16 protein-coding genes and 1 tRNA gene are annotated in these 23528 nt (G+C 73.2%); 13 read left to right on the forward strand and 4 right to left on the reverse strand.

Translation table 11 applies throughout. The features are described 5' to 3' along the window. Nucleotides 1-62: 62 nt before the first annotated feature. From NP777_RS28940 to NP777_RS28960, 5 genes are all read left to right on the forward strand, one after another. The gene (locus NP777_RS28940; RefSeq protein WP_256653100.1) at nt 63-1718 is read left to right on the forward strand and encodes a beta-N-acetylhexosaminidase; all 1656 of its coding nucleotides are present in this window, start codon (nt 63-65) and stop codon (nt 1716-1718) included. Nucleotides 1719-1993: 275 nt separating this feature from the next. After that, nucleotides 1994-2893, forward strand: coding sequence for an FAD binding domain-containing protein (locus NP777_RS28945; protein ID WP_256653101.1), 900 nt, complete (start codon nt 1994-1996; stop codon nt 2891-2893). Next, nucleotides 2890-5220 carry a 2Fe-2S iron-sulfur cluster-binding protein gene (locus NP777_RS28950; RefSeq protein ID WP_256653102.1) on the forward strand — a complete coding sequence of 777 codons (2331 nt, stop codon included), beginning with the start codon at nt 2890-2892 and terminating at the stop codon, nt 5218-5220. Before NP777_RS28945 ends, NP777_RS28950 begins: the two co-directional genes overlap by 4 nt. Further along, a complete protein-coding gene (locus NP777_RS28955; protein ID WP_256653103.1) occupies nt 5217-7538 on the forward strand; it encodes a xanthine dehydrogenase family protein molybdopterin-binding subunit in 2322 nt (773 codons plus the stop codon). The genes NP777_RS28950 and NP777_RS28955 overlap by 4 nt, the downstream gene beginning before the upstream one ends. Before the next feature lie 350 nt (nt 7539-7888). Beyond that, nucleotides 7889-8692 carry a polysaccharide deacetylase family protein gene (locus NP777_RS28960; protein WP_256653104.1) on the forward strand — a complete coding sequence of 268 codons (804 nt, stop codon included), beginning with the start codon at nt 7889-7891 and terminating at the stop codon, nt 8690-8692. A 94-nt stretch (nt 8693-8786) separates the two neighbouring features. On the opposite strand, the gene gntA is transcribed toward NP777_RS28960, so the two are convergent. The 4 genes from gntA to NP777_RS28980 all read right to left on the reverse strand — a co-directional run bounded on the left by gntA (nt 8787) and on the right by NP777_RS28980 (nt 15164). Further along, nucleotides 8787-9479 carry a guanitoxin biosynthesis heme-dependent pre-guanitoxin N-hydroxylase GntA gene (gene gntA, locus NP777_RS28965; protein WP_256653105.1) on the reverse strand — a complete coding sequence of 231 codons (693 nt, stop codon included), beginning with the start codon at nt 9477-9479 and terminating at the stop codon, nt 8787-8789. A gap of 211 nt (nt 9480-9690) precedes the next feature. Next, on the reverse strand, nt 9691-13719 hold the full coding sequence (locus NP777_RS28970; RefSeq protein WP_256653106.1) for an amino acid adenylation domain-containing protein: 4029 nt from the start codon (nt 13717-13719) through the stop codon (nt 9691-9693). A gap of 319 nt (nt 13720-14038) precedes the next feature. After that, nucleotides 14039-14113, reverse strand: a tRNA-Cys gene (locus tag NP777_RS28975). Nucleotides 14114-14288: 175 nt separating this feature from the next. After that, nucleotides 14289-15164, reverse strand: coding sequence for an alpha/beta fold hydrolase (locus NP777_RS28980; protein WP_256653107.1), 876 nt, complete (start codon nt 15162-15164; stop codon nt 14289-14291). A gap of 220 nt (nt 15165-15384) precedes the next feature. Between NP777_RS28980 and NP777_RS28985 the strand changes: the two genes are divergently transcribed. From NP777_RS28985 to NP777_RS29020, 8 genes are all read left to right on the forward strand, one after another. Next, nucleotides 15385-16290 carry a LysR family transcriptional regulator gene (locus tag NP777_RS28985; RefSeq protein ID WP_020870935.1) on the forward strand — a complete coding sequence of 302 codons (906 nt, stop codon included), beginning with the start codon at nt 15385-15387 and terminating at the stop codon, nt 16288-16290. 83 nt (nt 16291-16373) lie between these two features. Further along, nucleotides 16374-17027, forward strand: coding sequence for a cysteine dioxygenase family protein (locus NP777_RS28990; protein WP_256653108.1), 654 nt, complete (start codon nt 16374-16376; stop codon nt 17025-17027). After that, nucleotides 17024-18079 (forward strand): YeiH family protein, encoded by a 1056-nt coding sequence (locus tag NP777_RS28995; RefSeq protein WP_256653109.1) that lies wholly within the window; start codon nt 17024-17026, stop codon nt 18077-18079. Before NP777_RS28990 ends, NP777_RS28995 begins: the two co-directional genes overlap by 4 nt. Before the next feature lie 162 nt (nt 18080-18241). Continuing rightward, nucleotides 18242-19786, forward strand: a complete 1545-nt coding sequence (locus NP777_RS29000; protein ID WP_256653110.1) for an MFS transporter — start codon at nt 18242-18244, stop codon at nt 19784-19786. A 32-nt stretch (nt 19787-19818) separates the two neighbouring features. Continuing rightward, the gene (locus NP777_RS29005) at nt 19819-20016 is read left to right on the forward strand and encodes an Arc family DNA-binding protein (protein ID WP_020870939.1); all 198 of its coding nucleotides are present in this window, start codon (nt 19819-19821) and stop codon (nt 20014-20016) included. Then, nucleotides 20016-20390, forward strand: coding sequence for a type II toxin-antitoxin system death-on-curing family toxin (locus NP777_RS29010; protein ID WP_256653111.1), 375 nt, complete (start codon nt 20016-20018; stop codon nt 20388-20390). Before NP777_RS29005 ends, NP777_RS29010 begins: the two co-directional genes overlap by 1 nt. Before the next feature lie 111 nt (nt 20391-20501). Continuing rightward, nucleotides 20502-22298 (forward strand): DEAD/DEAH box helicase, encoded by a 1797-nt coding sequence (locus tag NP777_RS29015; RefSeq protein ID WP_256653112.1) that lies wholly within the window; start codon nt 20502-20504, stop codon nt 22296-22298. A gap of 503 nt (nt 22299-22801) precedes the next feature. Then, nucleotides 22802-23443, forward strand: a complete 642-nt coding sequence (locus tag NP777_RS29020; protein WP_044574552.1) for an IclR family transcriptional regulator — start codon at nt 22802-22804, stop codon at nt 23441-23443. Nucleotides 23444-23528 lie beyond the last annotated feature (85 nt).

Consider the following 23528-nt stretch of genomic DNA (forward strand, 5'->3'; position numbering starts at 1 on the left):
AGAGCACTGACAAGAACCGAAGAGCGCCGACAAGAGCTGACGAGGCGCCGACAGGGGAGCAGATGACTCACGACGCCGCGGGGCTGATCCCCGCGCCCCGCCATGACCAGAGCCGTCCCGGCCGCGCGGGCGCGCGGATCCACCCGCGGCGCACCGCCCTGGCCGCGGGCCCCGGCACCGAGGGGGTGGCGCGGCTGCTGCGCACCACCCTCGGCCAGGCGCTCGGCCTGTCCCTGCCGGACGGCGAGCCCGGCGGCGACGACACCATCGGCCTGCGGATCGACGCCGAGCTGGAGCCCGAGGGCTACCGGCTCACCGTGGCCGACGGCCGGGTGGAGATCGCGGGCGGCACGGCCGCGGGCGTCCACTGGGGCACGCAGACCCTCCGTCAGCTGCTGGGCCCCGACGCCTTCCGCCGCGCCCCGGTCAGGGGCGCGGAGACCGGCTGGGAGCTGGCGGAGCGGACGGTCGAGGACGCGCCGCGGTTCGCCTGGCGCGGGCTGATGCTGGACGTGGCCCGCCACTTCATGCCCAAGGACGGCGTCCTGGCCTATCTGGACCTGCTCGCCGCCCACAAGCTCAATGTGTTCCACTTCCATCTCACCGACGACCAGGGCTGGCGCGTGGAGATCCGCCGCTACCCGAAGCTGACCGAGGTCGGCGGCTGGCGCGAGCGCACCAAGCTGGGCCACCGGGCGTCCCCGCTGTGGGACGAGCGGCCGCACGGCGGCCACTACACCCAGGACGACATCCGCGAGATCGTCGCCTACGCGGCCGAGCGGCATATCACCGTCGTGCCCGAGATCGACATCCCCGGACACTCGCAGGCCGCCATCGCCGCGTACCCGGAGCTGGGCAACACCGACGTCATCGACACCGCCTCCCTCGGAGTCTGGACCACCTGGGGCATCAACCCGAACGTACTCGCCCCCACCGACAACACGCTCCACTTCTACGAGAACGTGCTCGAAGAGGTCCTGGAGCTGTTCCCCGGCGGCTTCGTCCACATCGGCGGCGACGAGTGCCCCAAGGACCAGTGGAAGGCGTCCCCGGCCGCCCAGGAGCGCATCCGTGCCCTGGGCCTGGCCGACGAGGACGAGCTGCAGAGCTGGTTCATCCGCCACTTCGGCCACTGGCTCGCCGAGCGCGGCCGCCGGCTGATCGGCTGGGACGAGATCCTCGAGGGCGGCGCGGCCGACGCCCCGCTGCCCGAGGGCGCCGCGGTCTCCTCGTGGCGTGGCTACGCGGGTGGGATCGCCGCCGCGCGGGCCGGCCACGACGTCGTCATGTGCCCCGAGCAGCAGGTGTACTTCGACCACCGGCAGGCCCCGGGCGAGGACGAGCCGGTGCCGATCGGCTATGTCCGCACCCTGGAGGACGTCTACCGTTTCGAACCGGTTCCCCCGCAGCTCACCGGCGCCGACGCGGACCGGGTGCTGGGCGCCCAGGCCAACCTCTGGACCGAGGTGATGGAGGACCGCAGGCGGGTGGACTACCAGGCGTTCCCCCGGCTCGCCGCCTTCGCCGAGGTCGTCTGGTCGGCGCTGCCGCCCTCTCCCGAACGGGACTTCGAGGCGTTCCAGGGGCGCATGGAGGCGCATTACGCGCGCCTGGACGCGCTGGGCGTGAGCTACCGCCCGCCCGCCGGGCCGCTTCCCTGGCAGCGGCGCCCCGGCCTTCTCGGACGCCCGCGCGAGGGGGCGCCCCCGATCGTGTGAGCCGCCCGTAAGGTGCGCACCGCGCTCCGCCGCCCCTGGGAGCGTAGTCCCACCGGCGCAAGCCCAAATCGCACAAGGGTCCCTGAAACGTGGCAATCCACTCCCGACGGAGACGTCGTAAGAAACCCGTACCATCCCCCAGGTCAGGGACGGATCCACGGATCACGGACCCCCGCGACGGCGGGCTCGCAAGATGTGCCAGAGTTGCCACGTCCGGGCTGTCAGCACGTACCGTACGGCGCAACAGCCGGGACACCGGGGAAGGGGCAGCTGGGTTGACCACGCACGCACCGCAGGCGGCGCACACGGTGACGTTGCCGGGCACGCTCGACGAGGCCGTGGCGGCACTGGCCGCCATGCCCGCCGCCGTGCCCGTGGCGGGCGGTACCGATCTGATGGCCGCGGTCAACTCCGGCCTGCTGCGGCCCGCCGCGCTCGTCGGCCTCGGCCGGATCAGCGAAATCCGCGGCTGGCGCTATCTGGACGGGCACGCCCTCCTCGGCGCCGGACTCACCCACGCCCGGATGGGCCGCCCCGACTTCGCCGCGCTGATCCCGGCGCTGGCCGCGGCCGCGCGTGCCGCCGGGCCCCCGCAGATCCGCAACGCGGGCACCCTGGGCGGCAACATCGTCACCGCCGCCCCCACCGGCGACGCGCTGCCGGTGCTCGCCGCGCTGGAGGCCACGGTGATCATTGCCGGGCCCGAGGGGGCCCGCCGCGAGATCCCGGTCAGCCATCTGCTCGCCGGGGTCGATCTGCTGAACCCCGGCGAACTCGTCGGATTCGTCCGGGTTCCGCTGCTGCACGCCCCGCAGACCTTCCTGAAGGCCACCGGGCGCACCGGGCCCGGCCGGTCCACCGCCTCCGTCGCCCTCGTCCTGGACCCCGCGCGGCGCGGGGTGCGCTGTGCCGTCGGCGCGGTCGCGCCGATGCCGCTGCGCCCCCTGGAGGCCGAGCGCTGGGTCGCCTCGCTCATCGACTGGGACGGCGACCGCGGCCATCTGGACCCGCAGGTCACGACCGCTTTCGGCGAGTACGTCGCCGCCGCGTGCATCCCCGATCCGCCGCCCCCGCAGGACGGCGGCGAGCCGATCCCCCTGCCGCCTGCCGCGATCCATCTGAGGCGTACCGTGGCAGCCTTGGCCCGCCGAGCACTGGGGAGGGCACTCGCGTGAGTGACGAACAGCAGCCGCACCGGCCGGAGCCGGGGAGCGGATGGCAGCCGATGCCGCACGGCCCGGAGTACGACGCCGAGTCGACGGCCTTCGTCCAACTGCCGCCCGACTACGCCCACCCGGACCCGACCGACCCCTCCGGCCGTTGGGACCCGCTCGCGGCGCCCGGTACGGGCTACGCGCCCCCGCCCATGGACGCCGGGCACGGTGACCCGTCCCAGGGCGGCCACTGGCAGCCGTCCGGCCATGGCCAGGGCGCGCCCCACGACCAGGGCATGACCGGTCACTGGACCACCGCCGAGACCGACGCCGGCTACCTCTACGGCGGCCACCACGACCCCCATCACGGCTCCGGCCAGTGGCCGGTGCCCGCCGAGGGCCGGCAGCAGGGCCACCACCCGCCGCACACCGGCCACTGGCCGGCTCCGGCGGCCGAGGAGCCGGTGGACGACTGGCCGGTGCCCGCCCCGTCCGACGACGGCGCCGGCGGGCCCGTGCACACCAGCCAGTGGACCATCCCAGTCGCGGGCGACGACGGTGTGGACGAGACCGGTGAGTACCGCGTCGACGACCACCCAGGCCCGGCCGCCCCTCCGTACGGCGGCCACCCGGACGGCCCCCAGGACCCGCAGACGACGGCCCAGTTGCGGATGCCGTTCGCCGGGCAGGCGCCGCCCCGGCAGCAGCCCCATCAGCCCCATCAAGCGCACCAGCCCCATCAAGCGCACCAGCCCCATCAAGCGCACCAGCCCCAGTCCGGGCAGCAGCAGGGGCACTCCGGCCAGTGGTCGGTCCCGGCCGTCGACGAGGGCGCGGAGGACTCCGGGGAGTACGCGGTCGAGGGCCACCCGGGCCCGGCCGCGTCCGCGCCGCCGGCCGCGCCCATGCCGCCGCCCGCCCGCCGTCGGCTGCGCATGCCCGACCGCGACGAGCCGAACCGGGCCCCGGCCGCGGACCCGGCGTGGCCGGGCCCGGCCGCCGGGGACTCCGGCGAGTTCGCGACCGACGGGCACCAGGGGCTGCACACCCCGCCCCGGGGCACCCCGCCGCACGGCACGCCCTCGCACGGCACCCCGCCGCACGGCGGCCCCGCGCCCGGTGAGCGGCGGCCCGCCGCCGACGACCCCGGCCGGCGGCCGGGCGATCCGGCCGCCGGGGACTCCGGCGAGTTCCCGGTCGACTTCCCGGTCGACGGGCAGCACGCCGGGCTGGAGACCCCGCCGCACGGCAGCCCGGCACCCGGGCTGCCCCAGGAGGCGTCCTGGCATGGTGCGTTCGCGGACGACCGGCTGACGGACGACCGGCTGACGGACGACCGGCTGACGGACGACCGGCTGACGGACGACCGGTTCGCGGACGACCGGTTGCCGGGCGCCCCCTTCGCTGGGGACCTCGCGGGGGACGCCCATGGGCACGCCCCGCACCCCGGCCCCGAGGACGGCACGGGCCACACCGACGCGGCCGACGCCGCGCCGGGCGCCGCCGAGGCCCCCGCCGGGACGGTGCCGGACGACGCCGAACCCGAGCCCGCGGCCGAGCCCGAACCGGCCGCCGCCGAGGGCGAGTTCACGGACGCGCCTGACGCCGCCGGAGCCTCCGCCTCGGCCGGGACCCCCGCCGACGTCCCCGAGGCCGCTGACACCCCCGTCGAGCCCCTTGCGGAGCCCGTCCTCGCCGAGGCCGCCGCGGCCGCGGACGAGGGCCCGAGCCACAGCGAGCATCCGCTCGCCTCGTACGTGCTGCACGTCAACGGCGCCGACCGCCCCGTCACCGACGTCTGGATCGGCGAGTCGCTGCTCTACGTCCTGCGCGAGCGCCTCGGCCTCGCCGGGGCCAAGGACGGCTGCTCCCAGGGCGAGTGCGGGGCCTGCTCGGTCCAGGTGGACGGGCGGCTCGTCGCCTCCTGTCTGGTGCCCGCCGCCACCGCGGCGGGCAGCGAGGTCCGCACCGTCGAGGGCCTCGCCACCGGCGGACAGCCCTCCGACGTCCAGCGTGCGCTCGCCCAGTGCGGGGCCGTGCAGTGCGGCTTCTGCGTGCCCGGACTCGCGATGACCGTGCACGACCTCCTCGAGGGCAACCACGCCCCGACCGACCAGGAGACCCGCCAGGCGATCTCCGGCAACCTCTGCCGCTGCTCCGGCTACCGCGGGGTCCTCGACGCCGTCCGCGAGGTCGTCGCGGGCCGCGAGGCCGCCGAGGACGCCGAGGCGGACGAGGGACACGACGCCCACCAGGACCCGGCCCGCATCCCGCACCAGACGGGACCGCACGGCATCACCGGCAACGGGAGCGTCAACGGAAGCGGCAGCGGAAGGGCATCGGCATGACCGGAATCGCGGACGGCGCGGGCGCCGTCACCGCCACCCCAGCCGCCGGAACGCCCGTCAAGACCCCGTCCACCATGGGCCTCGGTGTGTCCCTGCCGCCCACCGACTCGGCGGCCAAGACCTCGGGCACCTTCCCGTACGCGGCCGACCTGTGGGCCGAGGGGCTGCTGTGGGCCGCCGTGCTGCGCGCCCCGCACCCGCACGCCCGCATCGTCTCCATCGACACCAAGCAGGCCGTCGAGATGCCCGGCGTACGGGCCGTGGTGACCCACACCGACGTGCCCGGCGACGCCTCGCACGGCCGCCGGGTCGCCGACCGTCCGGTGTTCGCCAAGGACCTGGTCCGCCACCACGGCGAGCCCATCGCCGCGGTCGCCGCCGACCACCCCGACACGGCCCGTCTCGCGGCCGCCGCCATCGCCGTCGAGTACGAGGTGCTGGAGCCGGTCACCGACCCCGAGCAGGCGTTCTCCGCCGAGCCGCTGCACCCCGACGGCAATCTGGTCCGCCACATCCCGCTGTCCTTCGGCGACCCGGACGTGGTCGGCGAGGTCATCGTCGAGGGGCTGTACCGCATCGGCCGCCAGGACCCGGCGCCCATCGGCGCCGAGGCGGGCCTGGCCGTGCCGCGCCCCGACGGCGGGGTGGAGATCTACACCGCCTCCACCGATCCGCACGCCGACCGCGATCTGGCCGCCGCCTGCTTCGGTCTTGAGCCGGAGCGGGTGAAGGTCGTCGTCACCGGTGTCCCCGGCGCCATGGGTGAGCGCGAGGACCCGGGGATGCAGCTTCCGCTGGGGCTGCTGGCGCTGCGCACCGGCCATCCGGTGAAGCTGGCCGCGACCCGTGAGGAGTCCTTCCTCGGCCACGCCCACCGCCACCCCACCCTGCTGCGCTACCGCCACCACGCTGACTCCCAGGGCAAGCTGGTCAAGGTCGAGGCGCAGATCCTGCTGGACGCGGGCGCCTACGCCGACTCCTCCTCGGACACGCTGGCCGCCGCCGTCTCCTTCGCCTGCGGCCCCTATGTCGTCCCGCACGCCTTCATCGAGGGCTGGGCGGTGCGCACCAACAACCCGCCCTCCGGCCATGTGCGCGGCGAGGGCGCGATGCAGGTGTGCGCCGCGTACGAGGGCCAGATGGACAAGCTGGCGGCCAAGCTGGGCCTCGACCCCGTCGAGATCCGGATGCGCAATGTGATGGCCACCGGCGATCTGCTGCCCACCGGACAGACCGTCACCTGCCCGGCCCCGGTCGCCGAGCTGCTGCAGGCCGTAAGGGACGCACCGCTGCCCCCCCTCCCCAAGGACGACCCCGAGGAGGAGTGGCTGCTGCCGGGCGGCCTGGAGGGCGCGGGCGAACCGGCCGCGGTGCGGCGCGGGGTCGGCTACGCCCTGGGCATGGTCCACATGCTCGGCGCGGAGGGGACCGACGAGGTCTCCACCGCCACCGTCAAGGTCACCGGGCCGGTGGCCACCGTCATCTGCGCGGCGGTCGAGACCGGCCAGGGGTTCACCACCCTGGCCCGCCAGATCGTCCAGGACGTCCTCGGTATCGAGGAGGTCCATGTGGCGCCCATCGACACCGACCAGCCCCCGGCCGGGCCCGCCTCGCGCGGCCGCCACACCTGGGTCTCGGGCGGTGCGGTCGAGCGCGCCGCGAAGATGGTCCGCACCCAGCTGCTGCAGCCGCTGGCGCATACGTTCGGCATGTCCACCGAGCTGCTCAGCATCGCCGACGGCAAGATCACCTCGTATGACGGGGTGCTCAGCACCACCGTCGAGGAGGCCCTGGAGGGCAAGGAGCTGTGGGCCACCGCGCAGTGCCGCCCGCACCCCACCGAGCCGCTGGACGAGACCGGCCAGGGCGACGCCTTCGTCGGGCTCGCCTACTGCGCGGTGCGCGCCGTGGTGGACGTCGACATCGAGATCGGTGCGGTACGGGTCGTCGACATGACGGTGGCCCAGGATGTGGGCCGGGTCCTCAACCCGCGTCAGCTCAAGGCCCGTATCGAGGCGGGTGTCGCCCAGGGCATCGGCGCGGCCCTCACCGAGAACCTGCGCACCTCACGCGGTGTGGTCCGGCACCCGGACCTCACCGGCTACGCCCTGCCGACCGCCCTGGACGTCCCCGACGTCCGCATCGTCAAGCTGGTCGAGGAGCGGGACGTGGTGGCGCCCTTCGGCGCCAAACCGGCCAGCGCGGTGCCGGTGGTCACCACCCCGGCGGCGGTGGCGGCGGCGGTCCGCGCGGCCACCGGCCGCCCGGTCAACCGCCTCCCGATCCGCCCCCAGGCGGCGGTCGTCAACCGGGGTTAGGGCCTGTCTGGGGTTGTGATCTGGATCAGGGAGCGGGGCGTGGTGCGTGCGATCGCAAGGCGCCGGAAGGCCCTCGTAGCGGAGCTACTAGGGCGTTTCGGCAACGCCGCGAGCGTACGTGCCACGCCCCGCGAGCCCAGATCACGACCCCAGACAGGCCCTAGGGCGCCCGGCGGAAGAGGCCGCGGGAGGGCTCGCCGCCCGCGCCTCGCCTTCCCCGGCGCGGAAATGCGCCAGACGCGTGCGGGCGCGGAATTGTCCGAGACGTGTAACAGAGGGATCCCTTCCCGCCCCAACTCCATCCTCATGGTTGCGAAAGCGGCACAGGAGACATGGGGAGCGAGGCGGACATGGCACGGCACCGGGTCCTGGGGGCGAACAGCCGAATACTGGTGGCGGCGTTCGGTGTGATGGGGGTGACCGCCCTGGCCGCCGTGTGGACCGCCCAGGCCGGAACCGCCGAGGCCGGGTCGGGCGCGTCACCGACGCGGAAGCCGACGCCGATCGTGGGCCAGACCTCCAAGCCGGACCCCGAACTGCCCGCCCCCGTGGTCAACATGGACCTGGCCCACGCCTCCGACAAGGGCGACAAGGGCGTCAACATCACCATCGACGACGGTCCGGACCCGACCTGGACCCCGCAGGTCCTCCAGGTGCTCAAGGCCAACGGCGTCAAGGCCACCTTCTGCATGGTCGGCCCGCAGGCCCAGGCCCATCCGGACCTGGTCAAGGACGTGGTCGCGGACGGGCACCGGCTGTGCGACCACTCCATGTCGCACGACACGACGATGGACACCAAGTCATCCGCCTACCAGTCCAAGGAGATCCTCGACGCCCAGCGATTGATCACCAAGGCGTCAGGGGGCGTCAAGCCGCTCTACTACCGCGCCCCGGGTGGCGCGTTCACCCCGTACAGCCGCCAGATCGCGGCCTCCCAGGGCATGCGGCCGCTGGGCTGGAACGTGGACTCCAAGGACTTCGAGAAGCCGGGGGTCGAGGCCATGGTCAACACCGTCAAGAACGAGATCTCCAGCGGCCCCACCGTGCTCTTCCACGACGCGGGCGGCGACCGCGGCCAGACCGTCGAGGCCCTGCGCCAGGTCCTGCCGTGGCTGAAGCAGCAGGGCTACGACTTCGGCTTCCCCGTGCGCTGACGGCCGTCCGTCCGGGCCACGCCTCGCACCACCGGGCCAGTGCCGGGTCCGTCACCGGCGGGCGCCGTCCGCCCGCCGGTGACAGGTGCTCCGCTCAGGCCGGGGGCCGGCCCGTCAGAGCGGGTTCGCGTTCGTCCTCGCGGGCGGCGAACGGGCACTGCCAGTCGGCCGGCTTCGGGCGGCCGGAGTAGCGGCGGGCCTCGGAGAGCTCCTCGTACTCGAGCAGGTTGGGGTTTATGTCGCCCTGGAGCTGGATGTCCTGCTTGCGGATCTTCTCCGCGAGCCGGTCCCACATCTTGGCGCCCTTGATGCGGTCGAACTGCTCATGCGAGTTGAAGGCCAGCATCGGGAAGGGAGGGCGGCGGCCCCAGCGGCGGTGGGTCTCGTGCAGACCTATGACGAAGAAGGGGTGCCCGGCGACGCTGTAGGCGAACTCCCTGGTCTGCGGGTCGGACGAACGGCCCTCGGCCCAGCGATAGGACCGGGCGTCCTGTTCGTGGAGTAGCTGGAGCTGTTCCCACAGCAGCTCCTCGAACCGCAGCTCATCCACCCCGCGAGGCTGCTCGAAGGTCGCGATGAAGCTCGTGAACGACCGGTGGCTCCAGTCGGCCGAGGCCACGAAATCCGCGAGATCGAGTGCCATCAGCCGGGCCGAATCGTCGGATCCCATCAGGTCGTAGTGACGATGGGTGATGCCACCCTTGCGCCAGGCGGAGCGTCCCGCCAGGCAGGCGAACCGGTCCCCCAGGATGAACCGCTCCACCTCGTCCGTTGCGTCCACTGTCATGGCCAGCCTTCCTTCCAACTACGTGCCTCCTCGCTGGGAGCTCATCTCCTTCTCCACATGAAGGCGCCCACCCTGCTCACCTGCGTAGGAGAGCAGGGGAACGAGATGGGTCGCCTGGCTGAATTGTGATCGGCGAGGGCCCGATCGGCGAAATCGGGTCGGGTCCGCCCCCGGGGGAGCGGCCCCGACCCGGGCATCGAGGCCCGGCCCGTCAGCTCCGGGCGCGGTCCAGCGCCGCCGCCACCACCGGGCCGATCCGGTCCAGGGACTCCTCCCGCATCATCCGGTAGTGGTGATCGGGGACGCCGTGCACCACCAGGGCGCCGTCCACGAAGGAGAGCCAGGCGTCCGCCACATGCAGCGGATCACGCCGGTAGCCGGGGATCTCCTCCACGGCCCGGAACAGCAGCATGTCGCCCTGGAACCGCTCGGGCGCGAACTTCCGCATCAGCTCCTGGTCGTTGAGCAGGATGTCGAGCAGCGGGAAGCTGGTCTCGCCCTCGAGCAGTCGGGCCGGCAGCCCGGTTTCCCGGCAGAGGTCGGCCACCAGGTCGGCGGTGCCGTCCGCCCCGTCGGGGTGCGCCTCCAGCCAGCCCGGGGCGAAGATGTCGCCGCCGCCGATGTCGTCGAGCAGCACCCCCAGCCACTGGCGCTTGCTGAGATCGGGCGCGTCGGGCAGCGCCTGGGCGTTGTCGGGGTAGGCGTCCACCACGGCCAGCGTGGCGACCTCCTCGCCCTGGGCCTGCAGCCGGGTGGCCATGGCGTGGGCGATCAGCCCGCCGAAGGACCAGCCGAGCAGATGGTACGGACCGGTCGGCTGGACGGTCCGGATCTGGTCCAGATAGTCGGCGGCCATCTCCTCGACGCTCGCGGGGAGGACGTCCGGTTCGGTGAGACCGCGCGCCTGGAGCGCGTACACCGGCTGGTCGGGGGCGAGATGGCGGAGCAGCCCGGTGTACGACCAGCCGAGACCGCCGCCGGGGTGGACGCAGAACAGCGGCGGGCGCGTCCCCCCGCCGCTCCCCCCGCCGCGCAGCGGCAGCAGGATGTCCAGCGGCTGCTGACGGTGCGCCTCGGCCGGTCCGGCGGCGTCCAGGCGGGCCACCAGCCGGGCGACGGTCGGCGCCTCGAAGAGGTCGCGCATCGACAGCTCGGTGGCCAGCGCGGCACGGGCCTGGCTGGCCAGCTTGGAGGCGAGCAGCGAATGGCCGCCGAGCAGGAAGAAGTCGTCGTCGACGGTGACGCCCTCGACGCCCAGGACCTCGCCGAAGAGCGCGCACAGCGTCTCCTCGCGCGGGGTGCGGGGCGCCCGCCCGCCCGTGGTGGCCTCGAAGGAGGGCGCGGGCAGCGCGCCGCGGTTCAGCTTGCCGTTGGCGTCCAGGGGGAGGGCGTCGAGGACCACGAACGCGCTGGGCACCATGTGCTCGGGCAGCACCTCGCCCAGCGCCTCGCGGACCGCGGCGGCGTCCGGCGGGGTGTCCCCGGCGGCCGTCACATAGCCGACCAGCCGCTGGTCGCCGGGCCGGTCCGCGCGGACCGCCGCGGCGGCCTCGGCCACCTGGGGGAGCGCCCGCAGCGCCGCCTCGACCTCGCCCAGCTCGACGCGGAAGCCGCGCAGCTGGACCTGGCCGTCGGTGCGGCCCACGTACTCGACGTCGCCGTCCGGCCGCATGCGAGCCAGGTCGCCGGTGCGGTACATCCGGGTGCCGGGCGGGCCGTAGGGGTCGGCGACGAAGCGCTCTGCGGTCAGGGCGGCCCGGTTGAGATAGCCGCGGGCCAGCTGCGCCCCGGACACGTACAGCTCGCCGGTGACCCCGGCCGGGCAGGGTTTCAGCGCGGTGTCCAGGACGTACATCCGGGTGTTCCACACCGGCCGGCCGATCGGCACCGGGCCCTCGCCGCCGGGCGTGGAGGGGTGGTGGGCGATCTGGATGGTGGTCTCGGTGGGTCCGTAGAGGTTGTTCAGCGGCACGCCGGGGAACAGCTCGTGGAACCGCTCGGCGGTCTCGCGCGGCAGCGCCTCACCACCGCTGGAGGCCCGCCGCAGGACGCCCGCGCACGCGTCGGCGGCGCCCGGCTCGGCGAGGAACGCCTGGAGCATCGACGGCACGAACTGGAGCGCGGTGATGCCCGCCTCGCGCACCGTACGCGCCAGGTACGCCGGGTCCTTGTGGCCGCCGGGCTTCGCCACCACCAGGGTGGCGCCGCTGACCAGCGGCCAGAAGAACTCGCAGACGGAGGCGTCGAACCCGGCCGGGGTCTTCTGCAGCATCCGGTCCCCCGGGGCGAGGCCGTACGCGCCCCGCATCCACTCCATGCTGTTGGCCACGGCCCGGTGGGGCACCAGGACGCCCTTGGGGCGGCCGGTGGAGCCCGAGGTGTAGATGATGTACGCGGGGTGCTCGGGGTCGATCGCCACCGCCGGGGCGGAGCCGCCCGCGGCGTCGGCGGTGCCCGTGAGGTCCACGACGTCCAGCAGCAGCCGCCCCACGCCGTGGCGCGCGGGCAGCGCCCCGGCGCTGTCGGCGCGGGTGACCACGAGGGCGGGGCCGGCGTCGTCGAGCATGTACGTCAGCCGCTCGGCCGGGTAGTCCAGGTCCAGGGGCAGATACGCGGCCCCCGTCTTGAGCACCGCGATCAGCGCGATGACCAGGTCCGCGGAGCGGGGCAGCGCCACGCCGACGGTGCGCTCGGGCCCGGCGCCGCGCGCGATGAGCACCCGGGCCAGCCGGTCGGCCGCCCGGTCCAGCTCCGCGTAGCTGAGCACGGTGTCATCGTCATCGCAGACCAGGGCCTGGGCGCCGGGGGTCCGGGCGGCCTGGGCGGCCAGCAGTTCCGGGAGGGTGGCGCCGGAGGTGGGGTGCGCCGTGTCGCCCGGGGCGCCCAGGACCCGCCGGCGCTCCTCGGCCGACAGCAGCTCCAGCGAGCCGACGGTGCGCCGCGGGTCGGAGGTGTCGGAGAGGGTGCGCAGCAGCCCGAGATAGCGCTCCCGGTGGGCGATGAGGGCGTCCTCGGTGTAGAGGTTGGAGTTGGCGTTGAGGTCGATCCGGATACCGGTGCCGTCGGACCGGTCGTATCCCATGATCGAGAGGTCCTCGACGGTGCCGTTGGAGAGGTTGTGCGCCTTGACCCGGTGACCGGCGAAGTGGAAGTCGTAGTCGTACGTCATGATGTTGACGTGCGGGCCGAGCAATCCGTTTCCGCCGTCCGGGAGTCGCAGATCCCGGGCCAGGTCGATACGGCGGTAGCGCTGATGCCGAAGGGCCTGCCTTACTTCCCGTGAGAGCTGCCGGACCAGGTCCCGTATTCGCATATCCGCGCGCACCTGGATGCGCAGCGGCACCACATTGGCGAACATCCCGGGAATGGTGCGGGAAGTGGCATCGGTGCGACCGGATACGGGCAGCGTCAGAATGATGTCCGATTTACCGGTCAATCGGTGCAGATACAGCGCCGTCGCCGCAATGATCATAGCGGACCAGTGGGTGGCGTATTTACGCGCGGCGGCCCGCAGCTCGACCGCTTCCGCCTCGGTCAGGTAGGCGGTCTGGCGGAGGACGCTGGAAAGTTCCCTGGTGGGGTGGGTGGAAAGCCGTGCGGGGCGCGGGGAATCACCGAAGTGTTCCAGCCAGTACGCGCGGTCTTTGGCGAAATCCGGTGAGGCCCGGTATTCCGCGTCCTGCTCGAGCATCGCCCGCAGGGAGCCGAAGACCGTTTCCCCCTCGGCCGGGTCGGTCCCTTCCACGAGCGCGGTGTACACCTCGGCGGTCCGGCGGCCCAGCAGGGCGGCCGAGCCGGCGTCCGAGACGATGTGGTGGGTGCCCTGGTACCAGAGGAACCGCTCGGCCTCCACCTTGATCAGGGCGAACGAGAACGCCGGGTGGTCGCCCAGCTTGAGTGCCCCCGTGGCCAGGTCGTTCTTCATCCACCGCTCGGCCGCGGCCCAGGGGTCGTCCTCGGCGGTGAGGTCCAGCTTCGGGAGCTCCCAGTCGGTCACCGGGTCAAGGGCCTGCCAGGGCTCACCGTCGTCCTCGCCGACCCGGATGTTGTAGGGCTCGGCCTCCGCCACGGCCCAGCGCAGGGCCCGCTCGAATAGCTCGGTGTCTATCGGTCCTTGTATCTCCAGGTACTCACCGACCCGGAAGGTGGTGCTCTCCGGCGGCTCCAGCTGCTCTATGAACCAGATTTCACTCTGGCCGGTCGAGAGCGGCTGACGGGCGGCCGGTATGGCGGGCTGCACATTTCCCCCACTGAGAATGGGACCACGGTCGAAGAATGTGCCCGCCGACCGGGAGTAGTTTTCCGCGCGGTCACAGGCACCACACGTGACCCTATGAGACGGAATTGCACTCAGTGCGGGGGTCAAGAGACCGTTCGGTGGCGAGACTGTGAAAATCGCAGAGCCCTAGGTGTTTACCTGGAGTATCCGCGATGGCGCAACGGCATGAGCGCGTGCACGAGCATGCGCCCTACGGGCGCAAGTGTCCAGAGGATGTCGGGGAGTTCACCAAGCGGCAACCCAATGCGCGGGCGCCGGGTGAGGCGCCCGCGCCGGGGTGTGGAGGCCGTGGCGGGAATCGAACCCACGTAACTCGATTTGCAGTCGAGCCCCTCAACCACTCGGGCACACGGCCGATGTCGGCTTACGTTCTCGACGATAGGACCGGGGCGGGGCGGGCACAACGGAGCGGCGGGGGCTGCCATACGACTGACACACTGCGTTCATGGCCGCCGTTCATGGCCACCGTTCATGACCTGCCGGACGCGCCCCCGCCGGGGCGCCGCACCGCGCGGGCGGGCGGCCCGTCCTCACTGTGTGGGGCGCCGCGCCAGGAAGTCCTCGACCACCTGGCGGAAGAGGTCCGGCTCGTCGACCCACGGATAGTGGCCCACCCCGGGCAGCGGTCGCGCCTGGCCGTCCGGGAAGGACGCGGCCACCAGCTCCCCGGCCCGCATCCCGGTCACCGCGTCCCGGTCGCCGGTGATCGCCAGCACCGGGCACGGCACCTCGCGCAGCCGGGCCAGCACCGCGCGCCGCCCCGCCTCGTCGACGCCCTGCCAGAAGCCCGCCCGCGCCACCCGGCCCAGCTGCTCGCCCTCGCTCTCGGCGTGCGCCCGCTGTGGCTCCTCCCAGCGGCCGTACGCCATGGGGGCGGCCTGGAGCAGCAGTCTGCGCATCTCGGGGAGGTCGGTGGTGTCGGGCAGGAGCTGCACCGCCGTGTACGCGTCCTGCCACCAGGGCTCGTCGGCGCGGGACTCGAAGATCTCCCGGGCGTCCTCGGGGAGTTCACCCTGGAGCCGGGCGCCCGGACTGACCACGATCAGCCGGCTGAGCCGTTCGGGGTGGGCGGCCGCGTACGCCTGGGCGGTGGCGGCGGCCGCGTCATGGGCGAGCAGCGGGAAGCGGAGGAGGTCCAGATGGCGGCGGAGCGCCTCGAGATCCTCGGCGAGCCCGGGGAAGGCGTAGCCGATGGGGTCGACGGCCGGTGGGGAGTCCCCGGTGCCGCGGCTGTCGGGGATGAGGAGGGTGTGGTGGGCGTTCAGCCCGCCGAGGTCGCCCAGATACGCGGCGTCCCGCCCCGGCCCGCCCGCCAGGCAGATCAGCGGTGGCCCCGCCGAGCCGTCCCGGGCCTCCAGGACGCGGTAGGCCAGCTCGGTTCCGTCGTACGAGGTGTAGTGCGGCATGGGGTCAGCTTGCCCCAGCTTCGTCATCTTGACCGTGCTTGACCGGGTGTCCTCGCGCACCCGGGTGTGGCGCCGGGCCGTGGCGCGGCTCCCGCCCGGTTTCGTGGCGCGGCTCGGTGTCCCGGCCGTCCGCGTGACGCGAAAGCGCCGGTAGGGGCGATCTTGTGCGGCCCCAAATCCCGCTTATGGTTTCGGTTCCCGGGCTCCGTATGATGCGAGTGTGTTCGATTCCCGGCACATCAAGACGTTCCACGAGGTGGTGCGCTCCGGCTCCTACTCCGGGGCCGCCCGTGCCCTCGGCTACACCCAGCCGGCCATCACCCAGCAGATGAAGGCGCTCGAACGGGCCGTGGGCAGTCCGCTGTTCATCCGGGTCGGCCGGGGGATGCGGCTCACCGAGGCGGGGGAGACCCTCGCCCGGCACGCCGACACCATTCTGACCAGCATCTCCACCGCCCAGCAGCAGATGAGCGCCATCACCCGGCTGCGCTCGGGCCGGGTGCGGGTCTGCGCCTTCCCCAGCGCCAACGCGACCCTCATCCCCGAGGCCATGGCCCGGCTCGCCGCCGCCCACCCGGGGGTGCGGGTGGAGCTGCTGGAGGGCGAGCCGCCGGATTCGCTGGGGCGGGTGGTGCGCGGGGAGTGCGACATCACCCTCGCCTTCACCTATCCCGGGCTGCGCGAGGAGACCCCCGCCGAGCTGGTGGAGATCCCGCTGCTGGAGGACCAGCTGACGGTGCTGCTGCCGACCGGGCATCCGCTGGCCCGGCGGCGGGCGGTCAAGCTGGCCGAGCTGAGCGAGGAGCGCTGGATCGCCGGATGTCTGCGGTGCCGCGCCAACTTCCTGCACGAATGCGCCGAGCAGGGCTTCGCCCCGGACATCGCCTTCACCACGGACGACAATCTGGTGGTGCAGAGCATGGTCGCGGCCGGGCTCGGCGTGGCGATGATGCCGGGTCTGGTGCTGTCGTTCCTGTGCCACCAGAAGGTCACCGGGCGCGCCCTGGACCCCGCCTCGCGCCGCCATGTCTCGGCGTACGTCCTCCGCGAGCACCTGGGGATACCGGCCACCGCGCGGGTGCTGGAGGAGCTGAAGACGGTGGCCGGGAACCGGGTCGGATGCTGACCCCGTACCCATAAGCGGAGCTTGGGGACGGCTCAACAACCTGTCGTTGGACGTGATGGTGCGGGCGGCAGGACGCTGCCGCCATGACCACCCCGACCGCGTATCCGTCCTCCCGTCTTCTCACGGCACGCCTCGGCGCGTTCGTCGGCGACGTCCGCGAGGCCGTCGGCCGGGGCCTGGCGCCCGATGTGACCGCCTATCTGGTGGGCGAGCGGCTCGCGCCCCATCTCGGCGCGGACGATCTGCTCACCCCCGGGCAGCGCGAGGGCCACCTCGACCGCTACCGCCAGCACATCCTGCACGCCGAGCCCGACGGCAGCTTCTCGGTCGTCGCCCTGGTGTGGCTGCCCGGCCAGCGCACGGCGATCCATGACCATGTGTCCTGGTGTGTGACCGGCGTCCACGAGGGCGAGGAGCACGAGCGGCGCTACCGCCTCGTCCCCGACGGACCGGGCTCACGGCTGATCGCGGTGGAGGACGTGGTCAACCCGCGCGGCGCGGTGTGCGGATTCGCGCCGCCCGGAGATATCCACAGGGTGTGGAACGCCTGCGGGACGAAGGCGATCTCGATCCACGTCTACGGGGCGGACATCGCCCGCCTGGGCAGCAGCGTCCGGCGGGTCTACGACCTCCCCACGGCGGACGACGAGCTTCCGGCGGTGGACGGCCACCTGCCGACAGCGGACGGCCACCTCCCCACGGCTGGCGGCCACCTCCCCACGGCGGACGGCCAGTGACGCTGACCGCCGCGCCCGGCCGGGCGCGGCAGGCTGCCGGATGGCGGCCGCCCGCACCGGCGTACGGGCTCGGGCTCGCCGTGGCCGGGGTCGCGGCCGCCTGGGGCGTCCACCGGCTGCTCCCCGCCGTCCCCCTGCTGACCGCCGCCGTGGTGCTGGGCATCGTCGCCGCGCATCTGCCGGGGGCGCGCGGCCTGGTCCGGGGCGTCTGCCGGGCCGGGCTCTCGCTCGCCGGGAAGCGGCTGATGCGCCTGGGCATCGTGCTGCTCGGCCTCAAGCTCAGCCTGGACGATGTGCTGGGCCTGGGCTGGGCCACCGTGGCGATGGTCCTGGGCGTGGTCGCCGCCACCTTCTGCGGCACCTGGTGGCTGGGCCGCCGGATGGGGCTGCGCGGCGACCAGCCGCTGCTGATCGCCACCGGCTACTCGATCTGCGGGGCGTCCGCGATCGGCGCGGTGAGCGAGGTGTCGGACAGCGATGAGCGCGATGTGGCCACCTCCGTGGCGCTGGTGACGCTGTGCGGCACGCTCGCCATCGCCGTCCTGCCGCTGCTCCAGCACCCCTTGGGGCTCGGCGACGAGGCGTTCGGCCGGTGGGTGGGCGCGAGCGTGCACGACGTGGGCCAGGTGGTGGCCACCGCACAGACCGCGGGGCCGTCGGCGCTGGGCGACGCGGTGCTGGTCAAGCTGGTGCGGGTGGCCATGCTCGCCCCGCTGGTCGCGGTGCTCGCGACGTCCGTACGGGCGCGGGGGCGCACGAAGCAGGCGGAGGGCGCGGAGGCGGAGCGGCGGCGGCCGCCGCTGGTCCCGCTCTTCGTCCTCGGCTTCCTCGCCATGACCGCCCTGCGCAGCACGGACGTCCTGTCCACCACCGTGCTGGACACCGCCGCCACGGCCCAGGAACTCCTCCTCGCCGCCGCCCTCTTCGGCCTCGGCAGCGCCGTCCACCTCCCCTCCCTCACCCGCACCGGCGCCCGGGTCGCCGCGCTGGGGCTGTGCGCGTGGGTGGTGATCGCGGGCGCGTCGTACGGGGGCGTCCTGCTCACCACGTAGGGCTCGGGGCCTCAGCCCTGGACCCTCAGCTCCGGACGGCCCCGGACCCTCAGCCCCGTGGCCTCACCACGCGAGGCGTCAGACGTACCTAGGCCCAGCGGCCGAGCGCGGCTCCGTCCCGCGACAGGTGTGACGTCCCAGAACGCCACTTACCCTGACGCCATGACCCCTCGCGACCCCCTCGATGCCGGTGCCGCCGACTCCGCCGTCACGGACAGCGCCCTGCCGCCCCAGGCGGCCGCCGACTCCGCCGTCCACCCCGAGTCGGCGGCCGGGGACCTCGGTCCGGCGGAAGCCGGAGACCTGGCGGAAGCCGGAGACCTGGACCCGGCGGGGGACGGCGACACCGTGCTGGGGCGGCGCTACCGCGCCCTCACCCTCGGCATCGTCAGCGTCGTCTCCCTGATCGCCTTCGAGGCGAGCGCGGTCAACACCGCGATGCCGGTCGCGGCCCGCGCGCTGGACGGGGTCGAGCTCTACGCGTACGCCTTCTCCGCCTACTTCACCGCGAGCCTGTTCGCGATGGCGCTGTCGGGGGAGTGGTGCGACCGCAAGGGGCCGCTGACGCCGCTGTTCACCGGGATCGCGGCGTTCGCCGCCGGGCTGCTGGTGGCCGGTTCGGCACAGCGGATGTGGATGTTCGTGGGCGGCCGGGCGGTGCAGGGCATAGGCGGCGGGCTGGTGATCGTCGCGCTGTACGTGGTGGTGGGCCGCGCCTATCCGCAGCGGCTCCAGCCCGCCGTGCTGGCGTCCTTCTCCGCCGCCTGGGTGCTGCCGGTCATCGTCGGCCCGCTCGCCGCCGGGACCGTCACCGAACGCGCGGGCTGGCGCTGGGTGTTCCTCGCCATCCCGGTGCTGGTGCTGGCGCCGCTCGCGGTGATGCTGCCCGCGCTGCGCGCCCTGCCCCCGAGCGAGCTGTCCGCGGGCATGAACCGCCGCCGCATCCTGCTCGCGCTCGCCGTCGCGGTGGGCGCCGGGCTGCTCCAGTACGCGGGCCAGGACCTCAGCTGGCTCTCCCTCGTCCCGGCCGCCGCCGGGCTCGCGCTGCTCGTCCCGTGCGTACTGCGGCTGCTGCCCCGGGGCACCTTCCGCGCCGCCCGCGGACTGCCGTCGGTGATCCTGCTGCGCGGGGTGGCGGCGGGTTCCTTCCTGGGCGCGGAGAGCTTCGTGCCGCTGATGCTGGTGACCCAGCGGGGCCTGTCCGCGACCGCCGCCGGGCTCTGCCTCACCGGCGGCGGCCTCACCTGGGCCCTGGGCTCCTACACCCAGAGCCGCCCCCGCCTGGAGCCGCACCGCGAACGGCTGATGGGCCTCGGCATGCTCCTCATGGCCGTCTCCATCGCCATGGTGCTCCTGGCCCTCGTCGACTCCGTCCCGGCCTGGATCGTGGCCGTGGCCTGGGTGATCGGCGGCTACGGAATGGGGCTGGCCATCTCCAGCGGGAGCGTGCTGCTGCTGAAGCTCTCCCGCCCGGAGGACGCGGGCAGCAACTCCGCCTCGCTCCAGGTCTCCGACGCGCTCGGCAACATCACGCTGGTCGGCCTCAGCGGTGTCCTCTTCGTCACCTTCGGCGGCGGCGAGATCGCCCCCACCGGCTCCACGGCCGCCCACCAGCCGGCCGCCTTCGGGGCGGTCTACGTGGCGATGGCGGCGGTGGCGCTGGCGGGCGCCTGGGTGACGACGCGGTTGCGGCCCGAAATCCGCTAGCACCGCGTGGTACCACGCGGTACCATCGGCTCATGGCAGCGCTGAATCTACGTTTTACGGACGAAGAGCTCGACGCCCTGCGCAAGCGCGCGGAGGCGGAGGGCCGGAGTATGCAGTCGTTCGCCCACGACGCGGTGATCGCTGCGATCAATGAGCACTCCCGGCTGTTCAACGAGGCCGCCGCTCATGTGTTGCGGGCGAGCGAAGAGCTCAACCGGAGGCTCGCCTGATGCACTACCTCACCCTGCCCGAACTGCTGAACCTCGCGGAGCGGCTCGGGGCCGACGAGGTGCGCGACTACGGGCTGCTGGAGTCCGCTCTGGCCCGTCCGCAGGCGAGCGTGTTCGGTCAGGACGCCTACCCGGACGTGTGGCAGAAGGCGGCGGCGCTGATGGAGTCACTGGCCCGAAACCACGCCTTGGCGGACGGCAACAAGCGGCTCTCCTGGTACGCGACCTGGGTCTTCCTCCACATCAACGGGTATCCACTGAACGCGGACTTCGACGTCGACGAGGCCGAGCGCTTCGTGCTGAGCGTCTGCCAGGGCGAGCTGGACGTGCCGAAGATCGCGGAGGGGCTGACCGGGTTCACCAACGGAATGTGAGTCTGATCCCACCCTCGGGTGGGATCCCCACGTACCCCGGAGCGTGGACGACGGCACCGGTAGGCTGACGCGGTTCCCGATCGACCTCGCCGAGCCAGCCCGACGGAGACCGTGAGTACTACTGCCGCCTCCACCAGCCATCACCTCTCGCCCGCCTTTCCCGGCCGGGCGCCTTGGGGTACCGCGAGCAAGCTGCGCGCCTGGCAGCAGGGCGCGTTGGACAAGTACATCCAGGAGCAGCCGCGGGACTTCCTCGCGGTGGCGACACCCGGCGCCGGGAAGACCACCTTCGCCCTGACCCTCGCCTCCTGGCTGCTGCACCACCATGTCGTCCAGCAGGTGACGGTCGTCGCGCCGACCGAGCACCTGAAGAAGCAGTGGGCGGAGGCCGCCGCGCGGGTCGGCATCAAGCTGGACCCGGAGTACAGCGCGGGCCCGCTGAGCCGGGAGTACCACGGCATCGCCATCACCTACGCGGGCGTCGGCGTCCGGCCCATGCTGCACCGCAACCGGATCGAGCAGCGCAAGACGCTGGTCATCCTCGACGAGATCCACCACGCCGGTGACTCCCGCTCCTGGGGCGAGGCGTGTCTGGAGGCGTTCGAGCCGGCCACCCGGCGGCTCGCGCTCACCGGCACCCCGTTCCGGTCCGACACCAACCCCATCCCCTTCGTCACCTACGAAGAGGGCAACGACGGCATCCGGCGCTCCTCGGCCGACTACACCTACGGCTACGGCAACGCGCTGGGCGACGGCGTCGTGCGCCCCGTCATCTTCCTCTCCTACAGCGGCAATATGCGCTGGCGCACCAAGGCGGGCGACGAGATCGAGGCGCGGCTCGGCGAGCCGATGACCAAGGACGCCGTCTCCCAGGCGTGGCGCACCGCGCTCGATCCGCGCGGCGACTGGATGCCGAACGTGCTGCGCGCCGCCGACCAGCGGCTGTCCGAGGTCCGCAAGGGCATCCCGGACGCGGGGGCGCTCGTCATCGCCTCCGACCAGGACTCGGCCCGCGCCTACGCCAAGCTGATCCGCGAGATCACCGGCACCAAGGCGACGCTGGTGCTCTCCGACGAGGCGGCGGCGTCCCAGCGGATCGAGGACTTCAGCCACTCCGACGACCGCTGGATGGTCGCGGTCCGCATGGTGTCGGAGGGGGTGGACGTGCCCCGGCTGGCGGTCGGGGTGTACGCGACCACCATCTCCACCCCGCTCTTCTTCGCCCAGGCCGTCGGCCGTTTCGTACGGTCGCGGCGGCGCGGCGAGACCGCGTCCGTCTTCCTCCCCACCATTCCGAACCTGCTCGGCTTCGCCAACGAGATGGAGGTCGAGCGCGACCACGTCCTGGACAAGCCGAAGAAGGACGGCGAGGAGGAGAATCCGTACGCGGAGGAGGAGAAGCTCCTCGAGGAGGCCGAGAAGCAGCAGGACGAGGACACCGGCGACCAGGACCAACTGCCCTTCGAGGCGCTGGAGTCGGACGCGGTCTTCGACCGGGTGCTGTACGACGGCGCCGAGTTCGGCATGCAGGCGCATCCGGGCAGCGAGGAGGAGCAGGACTACCTCGGCATCCCGGGGCTCCTCGAACCCGACCAGGTGCAGATGCTGCTCCAGAAGCGGCAGGCCAAGCAGATCGCGCACAGCCGCAAGAAGCCGGACGCGGAGGCGGATCTGCTGGAGCTTCCGGCGGAGCGGCGGCCGGTGGTCACCCACAAGGAGCTGCTGGAGCTGCGCAAGGAGCTCAACTCGCTGGTCGGGGCGTATGTCCATCAGAGCGGGAAGCCGCATGGGGTGATCCACACCGAGCTGCGCAGGGTGTGCGGTGGGCCGCCGAGCGCGGAGGCGACGGCGGGGCAGATCCGCGAGCGGATCAAGAAGGTCCGGGAGTGGGCCACCCGCATGCGCTGACGCGCGGTCCTTTCCCCTCCCCGCCCCTTCCCACTACCAGGGGCTCGGCCCCTGGACCCCGGGGGTTTGGGCGAAGCCCGCCCGCGGGCCGCTTCCCGTTCCCTCCTCGGCATCGCCGCGTGGTCCCGGGGTCTGGGGCGGGTCCCAGTTTCGGGAAGGGGCGGGGTGGGGGCGGCCCGCCGCAGGCGTTTGGTTCTGCGCAACCCCCTTTCGAAAAATTTCATGAACCGGTCGCAGACCCTCCGCGCCAATGCGGGCAAACCGGGACGGTTTGGATGCGCTCGCGTCGCACGCTTTGGCAGCTCCGCTCGGATTCTGGACAAACCCTTCCGCAAAGCGGACCAGCTCGCTAGCGTTCGGGCACGCACACGCCCCGTGGCAGCGCCGCCGCGGAGCGCAGCCGGTGCGTAACCACCGCGACCGGCGGCCTCTTCGCGCGCCGTCGTCGGGACCGGCGGGGCACCGCACGAAGAGCCGCCACTCATCACCGAGGAGGGGGCGTCGTGACCGCGGAGACCTCTCAGACGCTCGATCGGGGACTGCGCGTCCTCAAACTGCTCGCCGACACCGACCACGGGCTGACCGTGACCGAGCTGTCCAACAAGCTCGGCGTCAACCGCACCGTGGTCTACCGGCTGCTGGCCACCCTCGAACAGCACTCCCTGGTCCGCCGGGACATCGGCGGGCGGGCGCGCGTCGGGCTCGGGGTGCTCCAGCTCGGCCGCCAGGTGCATCCGCTGGTACGGGAGGCGGCGCTGCCCGCGCTGCGCTCCCTCGCCGAGGACGTCGGCGCGACCGCCCACCTCACCCTGGTCGACGGCACCGAGGCACTCGCCGTCGCGGTCGTCGAGCCGACCTGGACCGACTACCACGTGGCCTACCGGGCCGGATTCCGGCATCCGCTCGACCGGGGCGCCGCCGGACGCGCGATCCTCGCCGCCCGCGCCGGCCGCCCCGACGACCCCGGGTACGCCCTCACCCACGGCGAACTGGAAGCGGGCGCGAGCGGCGCGGCCGCCCCGCTCATCGGGGTGACGGGGATAGAGGGCAGCGTCGGGGTGGTGATGCTCTGCGATTCGGTCCCGGAGCGGGTCGGCCCCCGGGTGGTCGACGCGGCCCGAGAGGTCTCGGACGCCCTGAGATGAGGGCGGGCCGCCACGCGGCGGCCCGGCGGCAGCGTGCCCGGCGGCAGCGTGCCTGGCGGCAGCGTGCCTGGCGGCAGCCGTGCCT

This window comes from Streptomyces rugosispiralis (assembly GCF_024505145.1).
Classification (GTDB): Bacteria; Actinomycetota; Actinomycetes; order Streptomycetales; family Streptomycetaceae; genus Streptomyces; species Streptomyces rugosispiralis.

Coding starts and splice junctions, on each gene's coding strand:
- NP777_RS28940 (WP_256653100.1), top strand. CDS start 63: ATGACTCACGACGCCGCGGGGCTGATCCCCGCGCCCCGCCATGACCAG.
- NP777_RS28955 (WP_256653103.1), top strand. CDS start 5,217: ATGACCGGAATCGCGGACGGCGCGGGCGCCGTCACCGCCACCCCAGCC.
- NP777_RS28960 (WP_256653104.1), top strand. CDS start 7,889: ATGGCACGGCACCGGGTCCTGGGGGCGAACAGCCGAATACTGGTGGCG.
- gntA (WP_256653105.1), bottom strand. CDS start 9,479: ATGACAGTGGACGCAACGGACGAGGTGGAGCGGTTCATCCTGGGGGAC.
- NP777_RS28980 (WP_256653107.1), bottom strand. CDS start 15,164: ATGCCGCACTACACCTCGTACGACGGAACCGAGCTGGCCTACCGCGTC.
- NP777_RS28990 (WP_256653108.1), top strand. CDS start 16,374: ATGACCACCCCGACCGCGTATCCGTCCTCCCGTCTTCTCACGGCACGC.
- NP777_RS29000 (WP_256653110.1), top strand. CDS start 18,242: ATGACCCCTCGCGACCCCCTCGATGCCGGTGCCGCCGACTCCGCCGTC.
- NP777_RS29005 (WP_020870939.1), top strand. CDS start 19,819: ATGGCAGCGCTGAATCTACGTTTTACGGACGAAGAGCTCGACGCCCTG.
- NP777_RS29010 (WP_256653111.1), top strand. CDS start 20,016: ATGCACTACCTCACCCTGCCCGAACTGCTGAACCTCGCGGAGCGGCTC.